The sequence below is a fragment of the Streptomyces sp. NPDC006463 genome (assembly GCF_042870715.1).
Taxonomy (GTDB): Bacteria; Actinomycetota; Actinomycetes; order Streptomycetales; family Streptomycetaceae; genus Streptomyces.
The window spans coordinates 1-15,971 of the sequence record NZ_JBIAHP010000053.1 but is presented as its reverse complement, the minus strand read 5'-3'; the positions used below and the strand labels follow the sequence as shown (position 1 = coordinate 15,971).

At 69.0% G+C, this 15,971-nt stretch carries 16 protein-coding genes and 1 pseudogene; 6 read left to right on the top strand and 11 right to left on the bottom strand.

All coding sequences use genetic code 11. The features are described from left to right. The first annotated feature begins 1,113 nt into the window (after positions 1–1,113). The 3 genes from ACFYOB_RS40735 (at position 1,114) to ACFYOB_RS40725 (ending at position 2,944) form a co-directional block, all read left to right on the top strand. Complete coding sequence (locus ACFYOB_RS40735) at positions 1,114–1,734, top strand: hypothetical protein (protein WP_388569912.1); 621 nt, start codon at positions 1,114–1,116, stop codon at positions 1,732–1,734. Between the two features lie 59 nt (positions 1,735–1,793). Beyond that, positions 1,794–2,210 carry a hypothetical protein gene (locus tag ACFYOB_RS40730; protein WP_388569909.1) on the top strand — a complete coding sequence of 139 codons (417 nt, stop codon included), beginning with the start codon at positions 1,794–1,796 and terminating at the stop codon, positions 2,208–2,210. A 305-nt stretch (positions 2,211–2,515) separates the two neighbouring features. Beyond that, a complete protein-coding gene (locus tag ACFYOB_RS40725) occupies positions 2,516–2,944 on the top strand; it encodes a hypothetical protein (protein WP_388569906.1) in 429 nt (142 codons plus the stop codon). A gap of 47 nt (positions 2,945–2,991) precedes the next feature. Here the strand turns inward: ACFYOB_RS40725 and ACFYOB_RS40720 are convergent, their stop codons facing one another. Beyond that, complete coding sequence (locus ACFYOB_RS40720) at positions 2,992–3,147, bottom strand: hypothetical protein (RefSeq protein ID WP_388569903.1); 156 nt, start codon at positions 3,145–3,147, stop codon at positions 2,992–2,994. A gap of 407 nt (positions 3,148–3,554) precedes the next feature. Next, positions 3,555–3,755 (bottom strand): hypothetical protein, encoded by a 201-nt coding sequence (locus tag ACFYOB_RS40715; RefSeq protein WP_388569900.1) that lies wholly within the window; start codon positions 3,753–3,755, stop codon positions 3,555–3,557. 130 nt (positions 3,756–3,885) lie between these two features. Between ACFYOB_RS40715 and ACFYOB_RS40710 the strand changes: the two genes are divergently transcribed. Next, positions 3,886–4,266: a hypothetical protein gene (locus ACFYOB_RS40710; RefSeq protein ID WP_388569897.1), complete on the top strand. Its 381-nt coding sequence runs from the start codon at positions 3,886–3,888 to the stop codon at positions 4,264–4,266. A gap of 337 nt (positions 4,267–4,603) precedes the next feature. Here ACFYOB_RS40710 and ACFYOB_RS40705 read toward each other — a convergent pair whose 3' ends face one another. From ACFYOB_RS40705 to tpg (ACFYOB_RS40680), 6 genes are all read right to left on the bottom strand, one after another. Further along, entirely contained in the window at positions 4,604–4,894 is a 291-nt protein-coding gene (locus tag ACFYOB_RS40705) for a hypothetical protein (protein ID WP_388569894.1), read from the bottom strand. 112 nt (positions 4,895–5,006) lie between these two features. After that, positions 5,007–5,459 carry a hypothetical protein gene (locus tag ACFYOB_RS40700; RefSeq protein ID WP_388569892.1) on the bottom strand — a complete coding sequence of 151 codons (453 nt, stop codon included), beginning with the start codon at positions 5,457–5,459 and terminating at the stop codon, positions 5,007–5,009. A 28-nt stretch (positions 5,460–5,487) separates the two neighbouring features. Beyond that, positions 5,488–6,516 (bottom strand): RNA methyltransferase, encoded by a 1,029-nt coding sequence (locus ACFYOB_RS40695; protein WP_388569889.1) that lies wholly within the window; start codon positions 6,514–6,516, stop codon positions 5,488–5,490. A 443-nt stretch (positions 6,517–6,959) separates the two neighbouring features. Further along, positions 6,960–7,922 carry a hypothetical protein gene (locus tag ACFYOB_RS40690; RefSeq protein WP_388569886.1) on the bottom strand — a complete coding sequence of 321 codons (963 nt, stop codon included), beginning with the start codon at positions 7,920–7,922 and terminating at the stop codon, positions 6,960–6,962. 22 nt (positions 7,923–7,944) lie between these two features. Continuing rightward, on the bottom strand, positions 7,945–9,603 hold the full coding sequence (locus tag ACFYOB_RS40685) for a hypothetical protein (protein WP_388569884.1): 1,659 nt from the start codon (positions 9,601–9,603) through the stop codon (positions 7,945–7,947). A gap of 423 nt (positions 9,604–10,026) precedes the next feature. Further along, positions 10,027–10,380, bottom strand: coding sequence for a telomere-protecting terminal protein Tpg (gene tpg / locus ACFYOB_RS40680; RefSeq protein ID WP_388569882.1), 354 nt, complete (start codon positions 10,378–10,380; stop codon positions 10,027–10,029). A 214-nt stretch (positions 10,381–10,594) separates the two neighbouring features. Here tpg (ACFYOB_RS40680) and ACFYOB_RS40675 point away from each other — a divergent pair, with 214 nt between their 5' ends. Together ACFYOB_RS40675 and ACFYOB_RS40670 are read left to right on the top strand one after the other, a co-directional pair. Beyond that, positions 10,595–11,122 (top strand): DUF6233 domain-containing protein, encoded by a 528-nt coding sequence (locus ACFYOB_RS40675; protein ID WP_388569880.1) that lies wholly within the window; start codon positions 10,595–10,597, stop codon positions 11,120–11,122. A 94-nt stretch (positions 11,123–11,216) separates the two neighbouring features. Next, positions 11,217–12,479 (top strand): endonuclease domain-containing protein, encoded by a 1,263-nt coding sequence (locus ACFYOB_RS40670; RefSeq protein ID WP_388569877.1) that lies wholly within the window; start codon positions 11,217–11,219, stop codon positions 12,477–12,479. 189 nt (positions 12,480–12,668) lie between these two features. Here ACFYOB_RS40670 and ACFYOB_RS40665 read toward each other — a convergent pair whose 3' ends face one another. From ACFYOB_RS40665 to ACFYOB_RS40655, 3 genes and pseudogenes are all read right to left on the bottom strand, one after another. Further along, positions 12,669–13,763 carry a pentapeptide repeat-containing protein gene (locus ACFYOB_RS40665; protein WP_388569873.1) on the bottom strand — a complete coding sequence of 365 codons (1,095 nt, stop codon included), beginning with the start codon at positions 13,761–13,763 and terminating at the stop codon, positions 12,669–12,671. An 885-nt stretch (positions 13,764–14,648) separates the two neighbouring features. Then, positions 14,649–15,203, bottom strand: a complete 555-nt coding sequence (tpg, locus tag ACFYOB_RS40660; RefSeq protein ID WP_388569870.1) for a telomere-protecting terminal protein Tpg — start codon at positions 15,201–15,203, stop codon at positions 14,649–14,651. A gap of 6 nt (positions 15,204–15,209) precedes the next feature. Further along, positions 15,210–15,971, bottom strand: a pseudogene (locus ACFYOB_RS40655) (transcriptional regulator); the annotation flags it as partial.

The following is a 15,971-nucleotide window of genomic DNA, read 5'->3' as shown; positions in this document are numbered from 1 at the left end:
CCCGCGGAGCGGGTACCCCATCGCTGCGCGATGGGACAGCGGGACGGGTCGCTGCGCTCCCCGCGCCCGTGCGCAGCACGGGCGGCTCCCTCCGCTCCGCTCCAGGAGCCAGTGGGACCGGCCGCTGCGCGCCCGGCAGGCCGCGCGGTGCGCGGCCGGGGTGACGAGGGTGTGACGGTGCGGCTGGTGGGGCTTCCTGTCGGGGAGTTGACGGGGAGTGAGGGAGGACTGCGTCCTCCCGGGGCGGGTCCGCTGCGCTCCCCCGCCTGACGGTCCTTCCGGCTACGCCTCCAGAACCTTGGGGCCCACTGCGTGGGCCAGGCTGGCTACGGCGGGGGTGGGGTCGCTCGTTCGTGTCGGGTTCTAGTATAGCGGGTGCATCGGGTTGATGCAGCATGTACCGTTGGCGGAAACACGAGACACCCCCCAACCACCCAGACGGGGCGGTCGGTTTGACGAATGGTCACCGTTGATATTCAGCACCCCTATGCAGGCGAGGAATTACGACTTGGGACGTTGCCGACCTCAGCCACAGAACGGTACCCCGAATATGGGAAAGCCGGGATTCCGGCGTGCGGAGGTACCGGAGCCGAACGGCCCCTCGGGCCGGGCGGCGAAACCGTCCACCGGCACCGGCCACGCTTCGGGTCTTTTGATCGTCACGGCAGGTACCACCCGAGACTCAGAGCCGCTGCTGCTGTCCACGAGCCGCAGAGGAGCGTGGTGCCGCACGCGAAGCGAGCTTAGCCACAGGGGCCAGCCCCTCGATCCGGTGACTGTCGAAGGCGACACGCCCGCTGTGACCAGCGGCTTTGTGCCGCGCGGGGCGCGGCGTGGCCCCGGGGGCTGGGGTGGCGGCTGGTGTCTTATGACACCTAAGAGGGATCCACGCCGAAAACGGCTCTGACCTGCGGCGATGCGAAACCGTTTGTTCTAGATCTCCAGAACAAACGGCTCCCGAGTGTTCTGGAGATCTAGAACAAACTCACCCCGTAGCTGATTGGTCATCAGGTAACTGTGAGGCACCGTTTGTTCTGCCCCTTCAGAACAAGCCGGTTTACCTAGTGCTACCGTGCTCACCGAAACGTTGATCATCCCTGGAGGACTGTGCTGATGGAACAGCTGCCGATCGTCCGCCCCGGCGAGCGCGTGGTCGCGCGGTCGGACGGCAAGGGCGGCTTGATCCTGGGCGTGGAGAAGATCCAGGGCCGCGAGTTCGCCGCGAGCGCCGAGGTCAGCGGCTACGTCCTGGACGCCCGGCTGCTCCTGGACGTGCTCGGCAGCCTGAAGGCGCCCGGTAGCTGGTTCCAGGTGTGGTGCAAGCTCATGGCGCTCCAGAACGCGAACCGGTCCGACGACAAGGACCGCGCTGTCCCTCGCGGCTTCGTGAAGACCAACCAGCGTGATCTCCAGGCCCGGTGCAACCTGTCGGCAGCCTCCGTGAACGAGGCCAGCCAGTTCTTCACGCACATCGGATGGATGCGCACCGCCAAGCGCGGCACGCTGCAGTTGAACCCGTGGCTGACGGTGGCCGGCACCTCCGGCGAGCAGGAGAAGTGGCAGAAGCTCTGGAACGGCGCTGAGGGCCCGGCCTGCATCATCCCGCACCCCGACTACCCCACCGAGTGGCGCCAGGAGCGGGAGGCCGAGAAGAAGGCCGCCGAGGCCGCCCGTCGCAAGGAGAAGGTCGTGACGCTCCGCCAGAGGCGTCCCGTGCGCAAGGCGAGCGCGTGATCCTGCGAGGCATACCCTTGTTGTTGCAGCGTCGTCCTGATCGGAAGTGGTGAGGCTCCGTGAGCAGCTCTTACGTCCCCAGCCCTCCCACAGAGGCGCCCGTAGAGATCCCCCGCGCCGTTCTGCGCATCCTGGCCCTGGTCGACACCACTACCGCCGGCCGCCGCGTCCTGGACGAGCTGATGTACCTGAGCGACCCGGACACCGGCACCGCCGCGATCAGCCAGAACGAGATGGCCCGCGAGCTGGGCGCCAGCAAGCCCACCGTGAACCGTGGCTTCAAGGAGCTGCGCGAGTGCGGCCTCGCCTGGAGCCTCGAAGACGGCCTCTACCAGCTCCACCCGCTGCTGACCGGCGGCAAGGTGGCCTACCCCATGCCGATCCCGGAGATCAAGGCCGCCGAACCCGAGCGCTTCACTGAGCAGCGGCGGGCCCGGTACGCCGCCCAGGTCGCCAACCTGGCCGCCGCCGGCTGACCTCACGTAGCCACACCAAGGCGCTGCACCCCGCAGGTGCAGCGCCTTCTTCATGCCCGCGATCAAAGCGGTAGCACCAGCTAAACCGGTTTGTTCTGGAGGAGCAGAACAAACCAGCAGACGACCCCAAGGCCCGGCCCCGAGCACCGGAGCGCAGCCGGTAGCACCAGGTGAACCGGCTTGTTCTGCTCCTCCAGAACAAAGTCGGCCGTCGCCGGGGCCATCGGGGCAGGACGGCCCGTACGAGCGTTCCCGGAGTGGGGCGCCGCCCACCCGAGCGTGGGCCGGCGCGGTACGTCTGGGGCGTGACCCACGACTTCGGCCTCCACCTCACCCAGGAGCTGGGCAACCGCTTCGGCCTGCCCACCGCCAGCTGGCCCGCGAGCGCGGAGCAAGTGACCCCGTTCACGATCGTCGTCAAGGCGCTCGGCACGGACGCCGCGACGCGATGGTTCGAGGGCGCCCGCACGGCCCACCACAAGGTGGCGGCCGCGGAGCAGAACCGCACCCACAACTTCGGCTTCCCCATGTACCTGGACGTGGCCACCGAGGCGCACAAGGAACTCGGCCTCCCCGTCCTGGCCGCCTTCGAAGCGACGAAGGCGGCGTACGAGATCACGCGGTGGGCTGGCGACGCCGACGTCGAGGTGTACTTCGCCTGTGCGCTGCGGGCCTGCGCGCGCAGCAGCAGCCAGCCGAGCAGCACGTCGGTGGCAGCAGCCGCGGGCCGGTAGCCGGGCCCGGTGAAGAGGCCGCCCGCTGCACCGGTGAGGCCGCCTTGCTACACGAGCAGCAGCCATGTGCCGCCCGGGCCGTGCGAATGCTGCGCTGCATCCCGGAGACGGGCGTGCTGCACCGAGCCGGTCAGCAGCAGCACGAAAAGCAGCACCGCCTTGCACCCTTCGGCCGCGCGCAGCGGGGCAGCAGCGAGCAGCACGGTCGCGCTGCACCGGACTGCCGCCGAGGCCCAGGCTGGGGCGGGGTGCAGGGGCCGTCTTGCACCCCAATGTAGGTAGGTACTTGTAGTACCTATGTGCGGGTTGTAGATCTCCCCCTGAGAGCAGAGCTCGGGGGCGGGATCGGGCGAGAGGCCGACCATGAGGAGATCCCCCGGCAGTTGGCCGGTGCCCGGGTCCTCCGCGTCATCGGCGTCGTACGGGTGGGCGCGGCGCCTGTACGCCGCTGTGAGCGCCTGTGAGCCGCGTGATCGCCGCTCGGGGAGCCGGAAGGGCGCCGGGGTGCCGCAGAGAGGCGCACAGGGCCGGGAGGAATCATGGGCCGGTGCCGCTATGAGGCGCTGATACAGGTGCGAGCGGACGGCCTGGTGCCCGCGACTGCCGTGGGTCAGCCGAGGGGGCCCACCGGCGGGGTCTGCCGGGGCACGGCGCCGCCGAACCGGATCGCGTACGCGGAGCCGCGCGGCCATGGCCGGCCTTCGTCGGTGAGCAGCGCCTCGTAGGCGTCGCACTCCAGGCGGGTGGCGGCTTCGGCCGCGTCGATCAGGTCGATCGGATACGGGCCCACGACCAGGACTGGCCGTCGCATCTTCCTCCCGGCGGCGCCAGTCGAACCAGATCCGGAACTCCTCCGCCCGGACGTCGTCCGGCGTGCGGTCCTTCGGCTTGGTGCCCGGCGGGTGCTGGAGTCGGCCCACGCCCTGGGTGTACTCGTCGAAGTGCTCGATGACATCCCGGGCGTCCTTCCCGCCCGGGACCGCCGCGGTGAAGGCGGCCAGGCCCTCGTCGAGGAGGTCGCGCTCCGGATCGGTGACCAAGTGCCGGCGGGTCATCTCCACGCCGCGCAGCGTCATGCGCAGCGCCATGACGAGCTGGTAGGAGTCGAGGATCTCGGTGTACCCGTTGCCGGTCAGGACGCGCTGCAGCTGGAGCCGGACGGTGCGCGCCCAGGTCGACGCCTCGGTGTGCCCGATGTTCGCCCCGTGCTCGGTGTGGAGCCACGGCTCGTCGGTGGTGCTCACGGCATCGTCCCTGCATCCGGTGGTGAAGGCGGAAACAGCGTAGGAATCCAGGGGCGGCCGCAGCCACCGGTTTCGTGACCGCCGGGGTGCAACGTGTGGGTGCAACGCGATCGAATCGCCCTGGATCGTGCGTGTTATCGCAGGTCAGAGCCGCAACACGGGCTCTCTGTTGCACCCGAGTGTTGCAGTGCCTGTTGCAGGCGCGCCGGGGTGAAGTGCACGCGGACGATGGGTGCAAGGGTGCAAGACCGGGTGTCGAGCGAGGCACTGGGCCAAGGTCACCGGGCGGGCTCGGGACCACACCGGCCGAACCCGTGCCCGCGATCACGGTCCGTGCGTATCACCGGAGCCCGGAGGCCGTGTCACGTCCGCGCCGGTGTCACGCGCACCCTCCCTCGGGGATCGTTCCGGATGCTCATTCGTCGGCGAGGTCGGCGACGGCACCAGCGGAGCAGCACACCAGCATGCCCGCCTCCCCCAGGGTGAGGGCCGGTACGACCCCGTCGTACCGGTACGTGCGGGCTGCGGTCTCCAAACGGGAGCGGATCTCCTGGTGGCCCGTGGTCAGGACCATACGAAACTCTTCGTAAGGCATCCGGTTGGACAGGAACCCCATCAAGGCGGTCGCGGCTTGCAGCCCGGCGGGGATGCCCCCGGGGCCGAACTCGTCGACGAGCTGGCCGGACAGAGCGGTCTCGAATGACATCGAAGCGGTGGTCATGGGCCGTACTTGTACGCCTCGAAGCAGCCGCAGTGAAGGCATGGCGGGACGGAATCACCCGGCTGGGCGCGAAGGACGCGGCAACGGTCGAGAGTGGCTACTTGAGTGCGCTGCGCGACTGCCGCTGCTCGCGGATCTTGTCCTGCCGGGCCAGCAGCAGACGGTTCTCTTCGACGAGGGAGAGAGGCCGGTCCTTCTTTGCCTGCCTCTTCGCCTCCTGCTTTGCCGCGCGCAGCTGCGTGACGGCGGCCCGGTTCCTCTTCTCGCACGCCGGGTGGACCGGCTTGCCCCGGCAGGCGCCCTGCTCGCGGCTCACCCAGACCGTGCCCTCGATGGGGTCGGCGCACATCGCGCACACCGCAGGGCCTCGCCGCTGGGGGGCCGGCGCCGTCTTGCGGGCGGACTTCGCCGCCTGGGTCGCTGTCGTTCCGTCGGCCCGGGTCACCGTGACCGGCGAGGCCGGGCTGACGGAGTAGGACCGCAAGTCGTCCGGGGTCGCCCGGTGCTGCTGCCCCTTCCTGCCCCCGCGCACGGGGATCTTGTTGCTCATGCGCGGCAGCATAGGGGGCGGGGCGGCCTCAAGCCCTCAGGACTTCGATTCGCTGATCGGGCCGGGTCTGCGCGGCGATGCGCCGCCGCTCCCCTTCGGAAGCCACGAAGATCACGAGCGGCGCGAGGCGGTCCCGCAGGGCGGCCATTCGGCTGGCCACGGGGCAGACGACGCCGTACGGCGTCGGTCCGACATAGACGGGGACGCCCATGGCGTACTCCGGTGCGCCCTTGTCCGAGACGAAGGGATAGCTGCCGGTCTCGCGGTGGACGAACTGGGCGACAGGTATCTCAAGGGCGGCCTGCCGTGCGAGGAGGGTCTGGACGGCTGCCTTGTGTCCGCCCTCCGCCCGGGTCCGCTCCTGATCCCTCTGCATCTGGAGTTGCTGCTCCTGGCGCCATCGGAGCCGAAGCGCGCGCTCCTGCTCCTCGCGTTCCCGCTTTCGCCGTTCCTCCGCGTCCAGGTAGGCCGTCTCCGCCTCGCGGTATTGGGGCGCCGTCCAGAGGGTGCCCCAGGCGGGCAGAGGGCTGCGGACCGGCGCGCGCCGCCGGTGCGACACCACCCGCCCGGCGAACACCCACCGCAGGAACTCCGCGGCCGGCACTCCTTGCGGACCCGCCTCCCAATGCTTGCCGGAGAACTTCGCGAGCCCCTCCCTGATGGCCAGGGCGCCGTCGACGGTTTCCACGCGAGCCCACGGGACCGTCCCGAACCACGGCGCCCGCACTCGGTCGCTGAACCACACCGAGGACACCCCGTCCTCGAGCATCCGTTCCGTGCGGGCGGCTATGTCGTCGGGGGTGATGGGCGAGAGCTGGGCCTCCAGGGCCGTCCTCCAGGCCCCGGCCGGGTCGCTCGCCAGCACATCGGCCCGCCACGCACCGTCCGGGCCGCGGACCTCCAGCTCCGCGTGCGCCCCGGCCTCCCGGGCGGCGGCCGCGAGCTCCAGCTTGAGGAGGTGGTGGGCCGGCGACTCCTCGGCCAGCGCGCATTTCGGGGCACCCGGGGCGTGGGCGAAGAACCGCAGACCGCTGGATGAGAAGACCTTCGCGTACATCGGATGTCGGCACTCGGCACAGGTCAGCGGGGCGACTGGGCGGACTTTCCAGACCCCCGCCCACTCTCGCCCGCACCCCAGGTCGGGTAAGTGCGCGAAGACCGCGCCCCACTGTGCGTGCACGGCACGGATCGCCACGGCCTGCCCCCTCCAGCTCGCCTCGGTCGGGGCAGCAGGGTGCCGCACCTGCCGTGATCCGGGTAGGGGGCCCCGGTCCCCCCAGACGCGCGCAATCGTGGTCCGGAATCAGGGAGCGGGCCGCCGCCAGAGCGTTGTCGGCGACCCGCCGAACTGTGACCGAGCGTTCTAGTTGGCCACTCTGAGCGTCAACGCTGGCTCACGCCGGTGGAAGGCGCGATGTTCCCGGTCCGTGAGGATCAGCCGTGGGATTTCTGCCGGTGAGCTGGGATTGGCCGGTCCGGGGTGCCGGGTAACCGAACCGCTCAGGTGACGCAGGTGGCGAGTTCGGCGACGGAGAGGCAGGCGGGGCCCGCGGGTTGTGCAGTGACGGTACGGAAGACGTCTGGCGGGACGGTGAAGACGGCGACCCGGTGGGGCGGCATGAACACTCGGCCCACTTCCCGCTGCAGCACCGCTACGTTTCGGCGGACGCCCTCCCCGTCCCCCCGGCGGTAGAGGCCAATCGGAACGCGGTCGCCGGCGGTGTATCCGTAGACCGCGATCCGGGGGTTGTGCTCCCAGCCCTCCATGATGGCCGCTCCCCGGGACAGGCGCAGCGGCACCTCGCTCTCAGCGTGGACGGTTCCGGAGCGCGCCGCCACGGTGAACCGTCCGGACCGGGCGATGTCCGTCAGGGCCGGCTCGGAGGGGAGGAAGTACCACTCGCCGCTCGCGAGCAGGCCGACGCCGACGTCCTCGACCTCCATCGGACGACCGTTGAACAGGTCGTCCATCAACGGCGTGGCGCTCAGTTCGGCCACGGGTTTCACGGCGGTGGTGTAGGTCCGCCCTCCGGCCTTGACCGTGACGGTGATCGGGCCGGGCGGGAAACCGTGAAGGCACAGGAGCGACGGCTCACCCAGGCCTGCCGCCACCGCGTCGCTCGCCCCCGTCGCGTCCTCGCCCGAGGTCACCCAGACCCGAGGGGGGGCATCCAGGTCGACGCGGCAGCTGATCGGGTCGACACCTTCCGGATCCGAGCCTTCCGGATCCGGGCCTTCCGACCGCATGCCTTCCGACCGCTCGTCGCCTGCCGTCTCCAGGTCGAATTGCTGGGCCAGCAGGATGTCCCGGGCGGCCGGGCTGGGGGTTCCCGACTGTGTGGCGGCCCTGCCGGTGGGGGCTGCCGTCGGCGTCTCGCTAAGCATCGTGCAGCCGGTGCCGAGGAACAGAGTGAGCACCCACAGCACGTGCGGGCGCCACCGGGTCTGGCGTCGTGTGACCACTAGTCACCTCTCGTTGTCCGTGTCATCGGCTGGTCCCGCACCGCTCCTCGGCGCGGCGCAGCTCCGTGGCGAAGGCCTGTTCGTACTGGCGGACGAGTGTGCTGTCCGCCCTGCCCGCGCGTTCCGCCGCGGCCAGTTGGGCCAGGGCGTCCTGCTGCGCCGTACGCCCGGTCGCGAGGTCGCAGCGCTCGAGGCTCCAGGAGGCCAGCAGGCCGTGCCAGATGGCGCGTTGGACCGGATCCTGGCCGTGTGCGATGGCGTCGCGGATGCGGTCGACGGCTGCTGCCAGGTCGCCCCGGTCGGCCGCGTTGACGGCGGCGATGGACTCCGCGAAGGCACGCAGGTCCGCGGAGCCGGTGAGGTTCCGGGCGGCGCGGACGGTCGCCACGGTGCGCTCCACCGTGCCGTCGTCCTTCACCAGACCGGCCGTGATGCGGCACTGCTCGACCTGGGCGAGGTTCACGGTGGCCTTGATCCGTCCGAGTTCGGTCATGCCGGGGTCGGCGGCGAGGGCGCGTAGGGCCTTCGAGGCCTGGGCTAGGTCCGTGGCGCGCACGGTGCCCGGCTTGCAGCTGTGCGTGGGTCCGAGGGCCCGTCGGTAGGTGTTGCCCTGCAGGCTGAGGGCGGCGCGGCGGCCGGCCGGCGAGTCCGGGTCAATGGCGAGGTAGTCGCCGCGGGCCGCCGCCAGCAGCTTCTCGCGGCCGGGGCCGCTCTCGCCGGAGGCCTGGTCCTCGAGGACGTGGCCGTGGAAGAGCCGGATCAGATCGGGCGGCACGAAGCCGGCGGCGCCGTCCTGCCGCTGCGCGTCGAGCAGGCCGTCGAGGATCCGGCCGGCTTCAGTGGGGCTGCCGTTGCGCCATGTGTCCAGGGCGTCGACGAACTGCGCGAGGGCGCCGATCCGGCGGGTCAGTTCCCCGGTCAGCTGGGCGCGGGCGCGCGCCGACTCCAAGCCGCGGGCGACGAGGACCGGCGCGCCGAGGAACCATCCGGTGAGCTCGGGTGAGTCGGGGATCTGGTCGGCCCTGACGTAGACGGCGGGCCGCAGCGTGGTCTGGCCCGCCTGGTCCTCGCTGACGAGGCCGCCCACGACGATCTCGGCGTTGGTCTCGTCGGCGAACCTGGCGGTCTTTCGCTCCAGTGCGCCGCGGTGGGTGTCGGCGAGCTGGGCGAGGGGCAGCGACGCCTCGCTGGCGTAGCTGCGGACGGCGGTCGCGGTGGGGGTGCGCGCCGCCATGTCGTGGGCGAAGGTCGCGGCCACGTCGTTCAGGACCTGCCTGTCCTGCCACCCGCCCTGAGCCGCGAAGCCGGCCACGGCCACGTCGCGGGCGCCGCTCATCCGGGTGAGCGGGGGTGGCGGGGGACGGAAGACAAGGAGCACCGCGACGCTGCCGAAGAAGAGCACCCCGGCAGCCGACCACACCAGGATCCGGGACCGGCGGGGGCGCTGCCCGAACCGCTCCCCCACCACAGCGCGCACCGCCAGCACGTACCCGGCCAGCGCGGCGAGCACGGCCAGGACGAGCGGCACGGGTGACAGGGCAGAGCCGAGCTTCTCCACAACGAGCAGCGCACAAGGCACGCAGGCCGCGAACAGGCCGAGCAGGGACCACAGCCAGAGGGAGGCACGGTGGCCGCCGCCCGGGGAGTGGTCGGACGTGCCGTCCGAAGAGTAGTCCGGCATACGCCTCCTCACCCCGTCGGCTGGTCGCGGACCCGCGCAGACCAGCACGTTAGGGGCTCCGCGCCGCGCGGCCGGTCGACGCCGCCCTGGAACGCCGGGATTGCGCGCCGAATTCCCCGGATCAGAGGCAGGGCGGACCCGCCTGCCAGCGGCATGCCAGACAGGGTGCGACCCCGTGCGCACCCTGTCTGGGAGAGCAGATGCACCGCTCTCCGCACTCAACTGGTCAAGCACGCCACTTACTGGCCAACCAAAAGGCTCAGTCACACGAACGGTTTATAGCAGCCCAGGAATTCGACCGTGTCAGAACCGGAATTCTATGGACACAACGTGTGTGAAATCCGCGCGCAGGCCCTTGGCTCGGGTCCCCCAATCCGTGAAATAGGACTCGGTGATGGCCTCGGCAACGAGCGGATGCAGGTCCTAATCCGTCGCTCCGGCTGCCTGGATTTCCAGGATCTGCTTGGCGTAGGTGGGCGAGATGGCCGTGGTGATGGAGCGCTCGCGGCCGTCGTCCGAGCTGCCTTTGCCGACGAATCCGAAGAACGCTGTGACGTCCACCATCATGCCGCTGGAAGTGGCCGCCTGTTCGCGTACCTGTGCTCTGACCTGCGGTTGCCACTCGGATTCGGTCTCCTCCACCAGGGCGGCCTGGAGCCGCCTCTGCGGGGTCGTCAGGCTTCCTGCGCGGTAGCGCTCCACCGTGCGGCGCGAGACGCCCAGGCGCTCGGCCAGGGCCTTGGTCGAGCCCTTCGCCCGCGTGAGGAGGAATTTCATCTGGGCCTTTGCGGATTTCGGCGCAGGCCGGGTGAAGACCTTCCGCGCGCTCCGCCCGGATGAGGGCGTCCAGGATCTTGCCGCGCCTCGGGGCCGGCTGCTGCTGCTCGTGATCAGTCATGGCAGAAGTCCACCCTGGTCCCCCTGTGGATAAGGGACGTCGTTCGCGCAGGTCACGGTGGGTGCCGTCGGTGGTGGAGCCTAGGGTTGGAGCATGTCGATGTCTTCCGCCGCCGAGCCTGCGGTCCCCGTGCCAATCCGGGTCGTGCTGCCTGGGGGTCAGGAGGTCGTCGCAGCGCTCTGGTCCCGGCGCCAGCTGCGCGACGGGTGGAGGTACGAGGTCACCCTGCCGGTCTGGAAGAACGGACCCGGGGACGACGACGTGGAGCCGGCCGAATACCGGGTCTGGGTGCGCGCGCCGGAACACGTACGGCCCGTGGACGGCGTCTCCTACGACGACGTGCCCAACGAGTACCTGGAGCCGCCCTCGTTCCTGGAGCGCGAGCTGGGGCCCCGGCGTCCGTCGGGCTGGGTGCTGGCCAAGGCCGGCGGCCGCGGGCCGAGCCGGGGCGTCGTTCACGCCGTGGACTGCACGGAGGCTCCGCCCGGGGCGCCGGTGCTGAGCCTGGACCAGGCTCTGGATGCGGCGCAGCACCCAGGCACCCGGCTGTGCTCCTTGTGCGGCGCGGCCCTGGAGCTGGACCCGGTCCTCAAGGGCTTCGACGCCGGGTTCGACAGCTGAGCAACGTAATCAGATGAACGGCTTCACCTGCAACGATCCGGCAAAAGGGCCCAGCCCGAGCGGAGTTGTCAGTGGCGGCTGCCACCATCCCGTCATGCCGATCAGCCGGGAATACGCACGCTCCCTCTTCGCGGACCTGACGCAGAACGCCATGGTGCCGCTGGACCCTGACGAGCTCCTCCACATGCCGGGACTGGCGCAGCACGGCCACGTCTTCTTCGGCGACATAGCGGTGCGCTGCTACAAGTACAAGGCGCGCTGGACGTACGACGAGCGGGACATCCGCCGTACCGGGCAGGCGTTCGCGGAGCTGCGGCTGGACCTGGACGACCTCGTCGACGTCCAGTTGCCTGCGTACCGCGACTTCGAAGGTAGCGATCCGGAGGAGTGGCAGCGGGTCGACTGGCGGCGTCGGCTGGTGTCGTGGATGTTCGGGCTCGCCCGCCACAAGGCCCAGGACGGGATCCCGTTCGACGAGTGGGACGACTCCTGGAAGCAGGTCGGGGCGAACGGACTGCCCGGGGACCTGACGTGGGAGGAGTGCGTCGCGGACAGTAGTCGGCACCGGCACTCGCAGAACATGGGCGGCACCCGCCCGCTGGAGCTGCTGACCTGGTCCGGCGAGAAGTGGCTGTTGCCCCGGGCCTACATCGAGCTCCTCGACCGCTGGGCGCAGCGAGAAGAGGAACTGGTCGACCGGGCCCGGGTCTGCTCTTCCTGCGGCGTGCAGGGGCCGTACTGGGGCGGCTGGCGGACATCGACCAGCAAGGGCTACGTCACCAGGTGTCCGCCGTGTTCCGGGGCCGCGTTCCGCACCTACACCGGCCACCTGCGTGGGATGCAGTACGGATCGCTCCGCCGGCTCGGCACGCGGGCCGACGATTACCTGTGCCGTCTGTGCAAGAAGAGTCAGGCATCGGCGTGGGATCACTGCCATGAGCACGGCCATGTTCGAGGGCCGGTCTGCGGCAGCTGCAACACCCTTGAGGGCAAGGGCATCCCGTACTACTTTCTCCAGCTCGAAGGTGGCGCGCTGCACCTTCTGGAGTGCCGCGGATGCCTCCAGCAGCGGACCCTGCCGCCCCGGTACCACCTCGACGTGGTCCGCGCGCACCTGGAGCAGACTGAGCGGCACGGGCGCTGCCGCAGGCAGCCGTATGCCCGCGAGCTGGAGCACGCGCACACCTACGGCGTTCACCGGTTCCAGCTGGAGTGCAGCGGCTGGCACACGGCCAGCGACTGGACGAAGGACGTCACGGCGTTTGAGGTAGCCGCGCTCGTGCGAGCCTTCGTCGACATGGCCCTCGCCGCGCAGCAGGGCCGGCCTTCTTCAGGCCCTGTCACGGATGCGGGGTGACCGGCACGTGGCGGCAACGTTGAGCACGACACCGCGTGCATGCGCACTCGCTCCCCTGCAGATACGTGGGCGAGTCCGGACCGGATGGTAAGGACTTCAATCGGCGAGTTGAGCTGAGCCGCCCTGGCTAGCGACGCTGGTTGCCAGCCCGCACGGCTGCCCCAGCTTCTCATAGAGGTTCTTCACGGATTAGGTGCCAGTATGCCCGGCCGGCATCACTTCCACCACTTTCGAACCCGCCCTGACGAGATGATCAGGAAGTGTCGTGTGTTCGTCGATATGGGCGTGACTGAGCTGGCGAGCTGTAACCCCTATTGCGCCTTTTAGGTCAGCTCCACTGAGGTCTGCCTCCTTGAAATTGGCCCCCGTTAATGTCGCGCCCCTGAGGGAAGCTCCCGTCAGGTGCGCGTGGCAGAGTTGGGCGCCAGCGAGGTCCGCCTGGTCCAGCCGTGTTTCATGCAGTACTGCGTGTTGGAGTCGCGCTCCCGTCAGCGAGGCATGCTGAAGCCTTGCGTCGCTGAGATCTGCCCAGGCAAGTCGTGTTTCGTTGAGCTTCGCGTAGCGCAACTTGGCCTCAACGAGGATGGCGTATTCAAGCCGCCCTTCGCCTAGGTAGGCTCGGTGCAGTAATGTCCCAGAAAGATTGGCTCGTTCGAGGTGAGACGCTTCCAACACAGCATCCCTGAGGTCAAGACTTCGCAAGTCGAGGACACTGTGACCTGGCCGACGCCGTCTGCCCAAGAGGTCAAGGGCCGCTTGAACGTCGGAGGCAATCCTCGGTCTCGGCTGGTCAGACAATAGCGTCGAAAGGGGCAGGGCAGCCCTTCGCGTGACAGTTTTCTTAGCGACGAAGGCGGAGAGAACCTCCGTGACGTTTTCGCGGTGAACAGGCGAGTCGGACGAGACATGTCCCAGAGCATGAATGGCGCCGATCCGAAGATAGGTTTCCTTCGACTCAAGCCGTTCAAGAGCCTTCGTGTACCGCTCAGTGAACTGCCCTCTGCGCGACAGTCGGTAAGTCAAGGCTGTGAGCCCGAGAGCAATCGTTGCTCCTGCAGCCGCCGCCGCTTGCACGCTCATCAGTCTCCACTGGCTAACAGCCGTTGCCTTGTCTTTCGCGTCCATCTGCTTCCAGACGGATTCCTGAACGGGCGTTTGGGTGAATATTGAGTATGCGTACTTTCCGGCGTACACCAAGGCGATGATGCCCAGCGTGAGAGCTATCAGCGAAAGTGCCAACCGTCGCGTTCGAGATCTTGACAGTTGCTCGCGGGCGCTGGCCATACTGATATGAGATCATGTGGCTGGAGAATGCGCTAACTCCGAAACCTCCGCCTGCGGAGCGGTGATTCTGTAGCGATCCGTCTCCCGTCACTCTCTGCATCCGTGGACGTGGCAGATCCGCACCATGCTCGCTGCGTAGCCGGGTGATCGTTACAGCAACGCGAGCAAGCGATGGGGTTCCTGATGATGATTGAACCTTCGCTGAGCGATCTGATGGCCCGAGCGCGGGTAAATCATTGGTCTTGGACGGGTGATCGTCGCATAAGCATGAGATGCTCATGCCCTGGAAACCACGTAAGCCGTGCTTATTCGTCCTGGTCACGAGACCAAGCGCGAGCTCATGAGCGGTTCCTGAGCAAGACGTACCCTTGCTGGGACTAGGAGGAGGACAGTGCCCCGCTTCAGTCGATTCGTGCGCGTGTCGCTCCCGCGACCCGACTCCGTCACTGAGGGTCAATATCAGGATTACGTTCAGCGACTAATGGATGCCTTGGAAGCGATGGGATTCACCAACGTTCATGTGGGGGCATCCCTCCGCGATAGGACCGTCGAGCTGGCCATGGACGGCATTGAGGCGCGGACAGTTGATGAGGCGCAAGTTGTCTTTTCGCACATCGTGCAGCGTGCAGTTTCGCAGGCCCGAGTTGCCTTCATGGAGCCCGATAGTCAGGGGCTAAGAGCTGTCCCGTAGTTTTGGCGAGCACGGCGCTGGGCGTTCCTGGGCAGCTGCGCCGCACGGGAACTGAAACTCGATGCCTCTCGATGTAGAGCTGGCCAACGACGGTCAGCTCTTGGGCGTCATAGATGTCCTGCTGGAGGAGCGGGCTGTCGTCCTCCCAAGGCTCAGTCACATCCGGGCTCGCTGTTGGTTCGGGCCACGTCACGTCACAGGTCGAACTCGATGTGGTCGACGTCGGTGAACTCCACCAGGAGGCCGCCGGCCCGGCGACCGCGGTCCTTGAAGTACACCTCCTGGAGGCCCTCGGCGGCGATGTCACGCAGCTGCTGCTCGTTCGCCCCGGCGTCCTGGGCGTCGAAGAGGCGGGCGGCGAACTCGGGCGGCAGCGCCACGGTGAGGTGGCGCAGCCGGCCGTCGTCCGTGGTGCCGGGTGCGGCGGTGTACCCGAAGCGGGCTCGGGTGTCGACGAGGATGCCGCCGGTGGTGGCCGCCGTCTTCTTGGCCTTCGCGCGGATCTGGGGCTGCCACTTCTTCTTGACCTCGCGCTCTATGCGGGCGGCCAGCTCGGGGCGCGGCTTCTTGATCTGGTCCTTGACGTAACGCTCGACGGTGCGCTGGGAGATCCCGAGCGTGGCCGCGGCGGCCTTGGTGGACTTGAGCTGCTTGACCAGGTAGCGCATCTGGGCGCCCGCCGACTTCGGGATCGGGCGGGTGAACGCCTTCTGGACCGCCTTGTTGAGGCCGTCCCCGAGCTGTGCCATCGCGGTCTACTCCCCGTCGTCGGTGTGGGTGATGTTGCCGTCCTTGATGTACCGGGCGAGGTTGAGGTCGTCGCCCTGTTCCTCGCGTACGCCCTCGCCCCACAGCACGGTCTGGGTGCCCTCCCACTTGACCAGCCCGGGGTTTACGCCGAGCTTCCAGCCGCCGGGCAGCGCCTTGCCGTCACGGTAGGGCAGGAAGTCCAGCGGGGACGGGCCGTCGGCGGCGTAGACGGCGCAGTCGGAGAGGATCGCGACCGGGTACTGGCCGGTGAAGGCGGCGTGCTTGACGAGCTTGCGGTGCATGTTGATCCGGGCCCGGGAGATGACGGCGGCGCGGATGTCGGGGCGCCAGGTGGGCCGGGACAGGGCGCGCCACGGCTCGCCGGGGCGCCAGCCCTCGCCGCGGGGCCGCTCGCGGAGCTTGCCGATGCCGCCCTTGACGGTGGCCTTGATCGCGGACACGACGATCGCCAGCTGCGGGTCGCGTTGGCGGTAGCCGTCCATCGCCGCGAGGAACTCCTGCGGGGACAGGTCGGCGGCGACGCCTAGGTGGGCCATCGTTGCCAGGTAGGCGTCGCGCAGCCGGCCGTACCAGTTGTCGAGGTAGCGGCCGTTCTCGTTCCGCACCCATGCCTCGATGGGCGCCACGTCGTAGCCGAGTTCCTGGGCGTACGCCACGGTCGGCGTCGCGTACCAGGCCGGCCCCGTCGGGGTGTCGCCCTTCGGCGTGAACGGGCTGGGCAGCAGGCTGGCGTTGAGGTGCGCCCA